Genomic DNA, 8451 nt, shown 5'->3' on the forward strand with positions numbered 1-8451 from the left:
ACATTAAGGAGGAGAGCCTATGAGCCAGTGGAAATGGAATGATATGGAATTTGAAGTCGATATGGAAGATGTGGAGTTTCAGCAAAAACTCGAAGATGCATACGACAAAATGGAAGAAGAGGAAAAGAATCTAAGCAAAGCAGGACGTAGATCCGATATCACATTAGGATACTGCAATATGTTTTACAATTTCTTCGACCGGGTATTTGGGAGCGGTACAGGAGAAAAGCTGCTTGGCACAAAAAAGAATGCAAGAATTTGCGATGAGTGTTACGGATCGTTCTTTGAATTGATGCGATCAGAAGTGGAAAAATCGAATAAGAGAAGAGCGCAATACGTGCAGAAATACAAGGTGAAGAGCAAAAAATGATGAACCTGATGTACGAGAATCTCCCGGAATCTATCGAGGTATGCGGAGAGAGTGTGCCTATAGTCACTGATTTCAGAGAGTATATTAAGTTAATTGATATGATGTCAGATTCTGAATTGCCAGCTGTGGATAAGCAGCTTTGTATTATTCAGTATTTTAAATCAGCTCCAGGTAATTTTGATGAAGCTCTGGGTGGACTAGTAGATTTTGTCACGATGAGTAAGCTAAGATCAGATCCCAAATCTGATCAAGGAGATTCCGAAAACGATGATTCAGATCAGAAAGCATTATACTCATTTTCCTACGATTATCCATACATCTTTTCCGCATTTATGCGTGATTACGGAATTAATATCCGCACAATTCCGTACATGCATTGGTGGGAATTTCGCATGCTTTTTGACGGGCTGTCGAATGACAATGAAATCAAGCAGAGAATCATGTACAGAGGAATAGATCTAAATGATGTGAAAGATAAAGACGAAAGGAAACGTATCATGAAGATACAGAGAGAAATTAAACTTCCGGATGATATTTTGACGGATTACGATATTGGAGATGCATTTGAATGGTAAAAGTAAAGATACCACCACTTGAAAGGAAGTGGTACCGTTGCCCAAAATGCGGCACAAAGCTTGCGATATTGGACAATACAACCGAATGTAGAAATCTCTATATTAAGTGTCGCACATGTAAAAGAGAGGTAAAAATAGATATAAAAGCACTTTAAACTGAGCCATTGGAGCCTGTGCTATCTAAGAAATGAGGGATAGTATGAGCTACGATGGCTATTTGAAATTTAATACAAAAATTGATTCAAGTGGATTTTCTTCCGGGATCCATAAAATCGGAAGTATTGCAAAAACCGGACTCTCTGTGATCGGTGGATTTGCAGCCGGAATCGTTGGAGCCGGAAGCGCGGCAGCGGTAAAAATAGGAATGAGCTTCGAAAGCCAGATGTCGAAAGTACAGGCGATTTCCGGTGCTACCGGCGATGAGCTTTCTGCGTTGACTGAAAAAGCGAAAGAAATGGGACAAGCGACGAAGTTTTCCGCCACAGAATCTGCGCAAGCCCTGGAATACATGGCAATGGCAGGATGGAAGACTGAGGATATGCTTGGTGGTATAGAAGGCGTCATGAATCTGGCTGCAGCTTCCGGAGAGGACTTAGCGACAACAGCAGATATTGTGACGGATGCGCTAACTGCATTTGGAATGTCTGCTTCTGAATCAGGCCATTTCGCAGACGTCCTTGCAGTGGCGTCTTCGAATGCGAACACTAATGTGTCTATGATGGGCGAAACGTTTAAATACGTGGCACCTGTCGCGGGTGCATTAGGATATTCGGCTGAGGATACCGCTCTTGCAATCGGCCTCATGGCCAATAGCGGAATTAAGGCAGGCCAAGCAGGAACAGCTCTAAGAGCTATCATGTCGCGCATGGCCAAACCGACTGATGAAGTCGAAGCGGCAATGCAAAGACTTGGCATATCTCTAACTGATAGCCAGGGCAACATGAAGTCCCTCAATGAGATGATAAAAGATCTTCGCGATGGATTCTCTGGGCTGTCAGAAGCGGAAGCGGCTCAGATAGCTGCGTCGCTTGGTGGACAGGAAGCCATGTCTGGACTGCTTGCAATAGTAAGTGCGTCCGATGAAGATTTTAGCAAATTAGAATCATCTATCTATTCATGTGATGGGGCCGCCGCACAAATGGCGGACACGATGAATAATAATTTGCAAGGTCAGCTGACAATTTTAAAGTCATCAGCTGAAGCACTTGGACTTGAATTGTATGAATCCATCCAGACTCCACTTACCAATATCGCAAAAGCCGGCATAGAAGAAATTAACAAACTTACGCAGGCTTTTAGGGAAGATGGGGCAGAAGGTCTTATTTCTGCCGGCAGTGATCTAATTGCAAATTTGATCACAGGAATGGTTGATCGCATTCCGGAAGCAACAGATATTGCGCTTGGGGTTCTTGGATCTATCGCGAGTTCAATCGCAAGTAAAGCGCCTCAGCTGATTTCAGCCGGTAAAGATATCCTTCAGTATGTCTACGATGGAATGGCTCAGATGGTTCAGTCCGCACCAGACATTACAAAGCAGGCTGGAAAGATAGTATCTGATCTGATGACCGGAATCCAGAACGCAGCTCCGCAGATGCTTTCGTCCGCAGCTGATCTGATCGCGTCATTTGCGCAGGGAATCGGAGAACAGTTGCCGACTCTTATACCGCAGGCAATGAACATGATTGTTACGCTTGCCGATGCGGTTATTGCGAACATTCCAAAGATTGTACAAGCTGGCGTGTCCATTCTTATAGGACTTGTATCTGGAATAATCAACGGACTTCCAACGCTGATTGAAGAAGGTCCGCGAATTATTAATGAGTTCGCGGATGCTATCTATAATGGCATAGGAACACTGCTTGGAACCGGACTTGCGATGATCGTTGAGCTCGGAAAAGGCATTATAAACAATATGCCACTTATTATTCAGAATGCAGGAGAGATTCTGAAAGCAATCATCAACGTATTCTCACTTTCGAGCATGCTGAACCTTGGCAAGAATCTGATAGAGAGCCTTGCAAAAGGTATGGAAGCGGTAGGTCCTGCAATCAAAACGGCACTGTCCAACATCGGGAAAACAGGGCTGGAAGCAATCAAGAATCTCAAGTGGTCACAAGTCGGAAAAGCAATTATAACATTCATTTCGACAAGCTTGAGATCTGGTGCGAGTCTGGCTGTGAATGCTCTTAAATCAGTCGGGACGCTGGCGATGAATGCGTTTAAGAGCATTAGCTGGGGGACAGTTGGAAAAGCGATTATAACAGGTATCGCAAACGGTATAACCGGTGCCGCGGGAGCAATCGTCTTTGCCACCAAGAATGCGGCGAAGAAAGCGCTTGATGCGGCAAAGAATTTTCTTGGTATTCATTCTCCATCAACCGTATTTCGTGACCAGGTAGGTAAGAATATGGCACTTGGTATGGGGCTTGGATTCGAGAAAAATGTACCGATTTCTGAAATCAGTAAGAGCCTTGATAATGCTGTAGATGATATTCAATCGAAAACATTGAGGGTTAGACTCAATTCGATCACGAGATCTCTGAACGAAAGCGCAGCAAACGGAATTCGGGCAGGTAAGACTGTTGATGATGATCGAAGCCGTGAGCGCCAAAACGAGGACAAAGATCCTATTGATTACAAGCGTTTGGGTCGCGAAATGGGAAAGAGACCGATTTATGTTTCGGCGAAGCTGAATGACAGAGAAGTTGTTAAAATGACAGCAAAACCGATGAAAGAACAAATGGATAATGATGAGAAAATTAGAAAAATGTTGAAAGGAGAGCCAGTATGGGCTTAGAGGTAAAGTACGGTGGTGTGAATATCGGAAAGTACATTAATGTACTCAAAGGATTCACACCCTTCTCGGGGGCAGATTGGGATGTCTCACTGTCTGATGATGGAATGAGACGCGGATCTGAATTTGAATATATCACATACAAGCATAAAATAATCCCGATGCCGTTTGAGATAAGCGGAGATATTATTGAAAAATACGACAAGCTATGCGCCGCGCTGAACGTCGATGAACCGAAGGAACTAATATTTTCATCCGTTCCCGACAGGATGTTCTACGCAGTTCCGAGTGGGGATTTCGATTTTGAGCAGGTATCAATCTTCGGAAGCGGTACTATCAACTGGATTGTGGTTGATGGATTAGCACACTCCACAACCGAAAAAAACTTCCAGGCATCCAAAAATGCATCCGGCGTCCTGGAAGCAACGGTTACTAATTCCGGTACAGAATCCATTCCGGTGAGCTATGATATCACGCACAGGCATGAGAACGGTTTTATCGGAATTGTAAGCGAATACGGCGTCCTGCAGTACGGATCTGTTGACGAGGCAGACGATGAAGCGCGGGAGAAGTCAGAAATGCTATTGAAATACACCAAGCCTTCAGACTATAGCGCGATGACGGAAGGAAAAGGGATTCTGGCCAGCAATGATACATTTCCGATGGGAGGTAGTTTCGCGGGCTATGAGGATGGATGGCTCAGACTGCAGACGGCTGGAAGCGGATCCAGCTGGCACGGTGCCGCAAGACAAGTAACACTGCCGGCGGATTCTTCTGGAAATTCCGGAGCGGTGAATTTTAAGGCGGAAGCTAATATTTGGTTCCAGACATCAAAGGCTACGGAAGTAGGATTGCTGGAATTTGTCATCGGCGATGAAAACGGAGAACATCTTGCATCAATCCATATCGTCAAAGCATCCGAAAGCGACAGCATGTGCAGTGCGATCTTCCAGGTTCAGGCCAACGAGAAGAAGCGCATCCGGTACGAACCAAATGCCGATTCCGAAACAAACAGCAAGAACGGCCTGATTTCGATCAGTAAAAGTGGCGAACTGTTTGAGTTTGTATTTGGTGGAAAAACATATCCGTTCCGGGTACCGGAGGCGGCTGAAAAGAAAGGACTTACGATCACGATCTTTATTGGCCAGTACGGAAGCAGTGTGAATCCGGTCAGCAACATGGCGTTCGGTAAGATGTCATTCCGGAAAGACAATGTGCAGTACCGAGTGGACATCCCGAACCGGTACGCAGAAGGAGATGTGATCACAATCGACGGAGATACCACGAAAATGTATGTAAACGGCGTGCCGGCACTGGGAGACGAGGCGAAAGGAAGCAAACATTTCCACGTTCCGCCAGGGGAATCAAAGATCCAGTTCTATTTCTCGGAATTCTGCGATCCAAAACCCGATATCACTGTGCGAATAAGGGAGGCGTATCTGTAAATGGAAAGAGTGAGAATTGCAGTCCTGGACGCTTACGATAACGTCCTGGCGTTTATGGACAACGGTGCGCCGAAAGCCTTGCACTATTACGAGGATGAGCTGCACGAGTACCTGAAAGGCACGGCCAACACGCTGACCTTTTGCGCCGGCGCAAAGCATGAGGATGCACAGTATTTAGTAGAGGGCAATAAGCTCTCTTTTTTGTATCGCGATAAAGAATACTATCTGAATATCATGAGCGTTCGGCGTGATGAGCTGGAAGTGGAAGTAACGGCATACTCCTTATCGTTTGAACTTTTGAATGAAGAAAAAGAGAAGTATGCTGCTACGGAAGCAAAGACGTTTGCAGAGTACTTAAGTATCTTTGACGCAGAAAAAGTGATCACGCTGGGAAACAATGAGGTATCCGATAAGTCGATCAAGTACGAGTGGGAAGGATCAAGCACACTGTTGGCCAGACTGTTTTCGCTGGCCACGGTGTTTAGTGCTGAGGCGGAATTTATCCCACAACTAAACGATAACTACTCCCTGAAAGCGATCGTGATGAATGTCTATAAAGAGCACAGCGACACGATCCAAGGCATCGGCGTGAACCGGAATGACATTACTTTGCGATACGGAAAAAACGTGACCGGAATCACAAAGACATCAGATATCACGGGACTATATACGGCGATCCGGCCGTTTGGCAGGGATGGGCTTACGATCACGGATCTGGACAAAACTGAATACGATGCGGATGGAAATCTTGAATACTATACAGAATCCGGAAGCAACAACATCCTTGCACCTCAGGCACGCGATCGGTTTCCATCAAATTTATGGTCCGCAAAAGACCGGTACATTGCAAAGATCTATAAGTACGATACGGACAATGTAAATACGTTATATGGCAACGCTCTGTCGGAACTCAAGAAAAACTGCGTTCCTCAGGTTGAGTATGAGGTATCTGGATATTTCGATACTGATATCGGCGATACAGTGCAGATTGAGGATGACGAATACAATCCAGCACTGTACCTGGAAGCGAGAATTACGGAGCAGATCCGGAGCTTTACCGATCTGACCAGAAACAAAACAACGTTTGACAATTTCCACGAGCTGCAATCTCAGCTGGACTCAGATTTGGTGGCCAAAATGAACGCCCTTATTGAGCAGAATAAGACATACGCCTGTATGATTTCGACTGATAACGGAACGACATTTAAAAATAATACCGGATCTACCACACTGACTGCTTCTGTTCGCGACGGCGTGACAGACGTAATAGACAAATTTACAATTGTATGGAGCAAAGACGGCGCGGATTTAGCGGCCGGAAAAAGCATCACAGTAAATGCTGCAGATGTGGACGGGAAAGCACTGTATCGATTCGACGCGAAGGATTCCGCCGGGAATATCAAAGGATTTTATGAGGTTACTATGACGGATGTGAATGACGGAAAAAACGGAGCTGACGGTAAGGATGGTGTCGATGGAAAGGATGGTGTATCGTCCTATACGCACATCAAGTATTCGGACGATGGAGAAACGTTCACAGGAAAAGGGAATCTGGTTTCGAGAAAGAGGAGCGACTGGGTAAAGGGATATTATTCTTCCAGCACCACAATCGATACAGCGAGTCCAGACAGTCTGACTGGAAATCAGCAGTACAATCGAATCTGCATGAAGAAACTGATTCCAGTCGTTCCTGGCGACACATATCAGATGACTTCCGGGCATTCATTCATCGACATGGGCATAACAAGGTACGGCGAAGACGGAAATGCGGTCGGCGTGACAACGAAAAAAGCAGATTTAACAGACAAAGATTATAAGATGCCGGAAAACACATACTACGTGAGGGTTTTCCTAGTTGGTTCTTCGCCTTACGTAATAAACTACAATTCGTGGGACACCTTGTTTAGCAACAACACTGTGTCCCCGACTTTTGGGGAACACGAATCGAAATTAGGATCATATCCGGGTGCATGGATGGGAACGCTTGTGAGCGAGGATCCTACGCCGAGCACTGAGTTTTCGGATTACACCTGGGTAAAGGTAAAAGGCGATCCAGGAAAAGACGGTCTGGACGGGATTCAGGGAGAAAAAGGTGATCAGGGAATTCCGGGAAAAGACGGAACGAGTAGCTATACACATATCGCCTATGCAAACAGTGCAGATGGCCATACAGATTTTAGTGTTTCTGATAGCGATCGCGAATATATCGGCATGTATGTAGATGATCAGCTGACAGACAGCGAGAATCCGGATGATTACAGATGGACGCTTGTAAAAGGACAGGACGGTGCAAATGGTACTCCTGGAAAGGCCGGAGAAGATGGAAGGACTCCGTATATCCATATCGCCTATGCAAACAGCGCAGATGGTCAGACGGATTTTAGCGTGACGGAGAGCGACGGAAAGTCGTATATCGGACAGTACACCGATTACGAAGAACCAGACAGCACAGATCCAAACGATTATGCGTGGAGCAAAATAAAAGGTGAGGACGGGGCTGACGGGAAAGATGGAACATCATCTTATACTCACATTAAATATTCAGACGATGGAGTAACATTTACGGTCGATATCGCCGAAAATTTGGCATCTCAAAATAGAGGCGATTGGATGACGGGATATTACGGACCAGATAGTACGATTTCTGATGCAGCTCCGAATAAAGGCACGAATGAATACAAACGGATATGCATGGCTCCGGTTGCGGTGAATCCCGGAGACAAGTATTTATTATCACCAGGATATAGCGGGATTAACATGGGATATACCAGATTTGGTGCAGATGGAAAATATGTATCATGGAACATGGGATCACAAAAAGATGCTGAACTTACGATTCCGGAAGATACGTATTACATTAGTGTGTTTTTATACGACTTGCTTGGCAAAACTGTAACGTCTTTAGGGGATTGGGATGTATTGTTTGAGAGCGGAGGCATAAAGCCGCGATTCGGCAAATTGTCGGAATCATTAGGAGACGTGCCGGGAGCGTGGATGGGAACTATGACAAGCGATAATCCGGAACCTAGCCTGGTATTCTCGGACTACACATGGAAAAAAATTGAGGGCGATCCAGGAAAAGATGGAGCACCGACCGGAATCGTAGAGTCAGCGGATGAACCATCCGACAAATATATCGGTATGCTCTGGAAGAATACCGGAACAACAGCCGGACTGGTGCAGGGGGCAACATACCGGTGGAATGGTACGGAGTGGGAGATGTATAAGTTCTCGGCCGTAAATATCGAAGCGGAGACGTTTAAAGGA

At 45.5% G+C, this 8451-nt stretch carries 5 protein-coding genes; all 5 read left to right on the forward strand.

The genetic code is table 11. The features are described from left to right. Positions 1–19 precede the first annotated feature (19 nt). A complete protein-coding gene (locus ACTNB3_RS14865; protein ID WP_441026604.1) occupies positions 20–370 on the forward strand; it encodes a DUF6673 family protein in 351 nt (116 codons plus the stop codon). Continuing rightward, the gene (locus tag ACTNB3_RS14870; protein ID WP_441026606.1) at positions 367–945 is read left to right on the forward strand and encodes a bacteriophage Gp15 family protein; all 579 of its coding nucleotides are present in this window, start codon (positions 367–369) and stop codon (positions 943–945) included. Before ACTNB3_RS14865 ends, ACTNB3_RS14870 begins: the two co-directional genes overlap by 4 nt. 199 nt (positions 946–1144) lie before the next feature. Continuing rightward, complete coding sequence (locus ACTNB3_RS14875) at positions 1145–3742, forward strand: phage tail tape measure protein (protein WP_441026608.1); 2598 nt, start codon at positions 1145–1147, stop codon at positions 3740–3742. Beyond that, entirely contained in the window at positions 3733–5184 is a 1452-nt protein-coding gene (locus ACTNB3_RS14880; protein ID WP_441026610.1) for a distal tail protein Dit, read from the forward strand. Before ACTNB3_RS14875 ends, ACTNB3_RS14880 begins: the two co-directional genes overlap by 10 nt. Continuing rightward, the coding region (locus ACTNB3_RS14885; RefSeq protein ID WP_441026612.1) for a phage tail spike protein at positions 5185–8451 on the forward strand (3267 nt) is incomplete at its 3' end.

The organism is Bariatricus sp. HCP28S3_D3 (assembly GCF_052065755.1).
Lineage (GTDB): Bacteria > Bacillota > Clostridia > Lachnospirales > Lachnospiraceae > Allocoprococcus.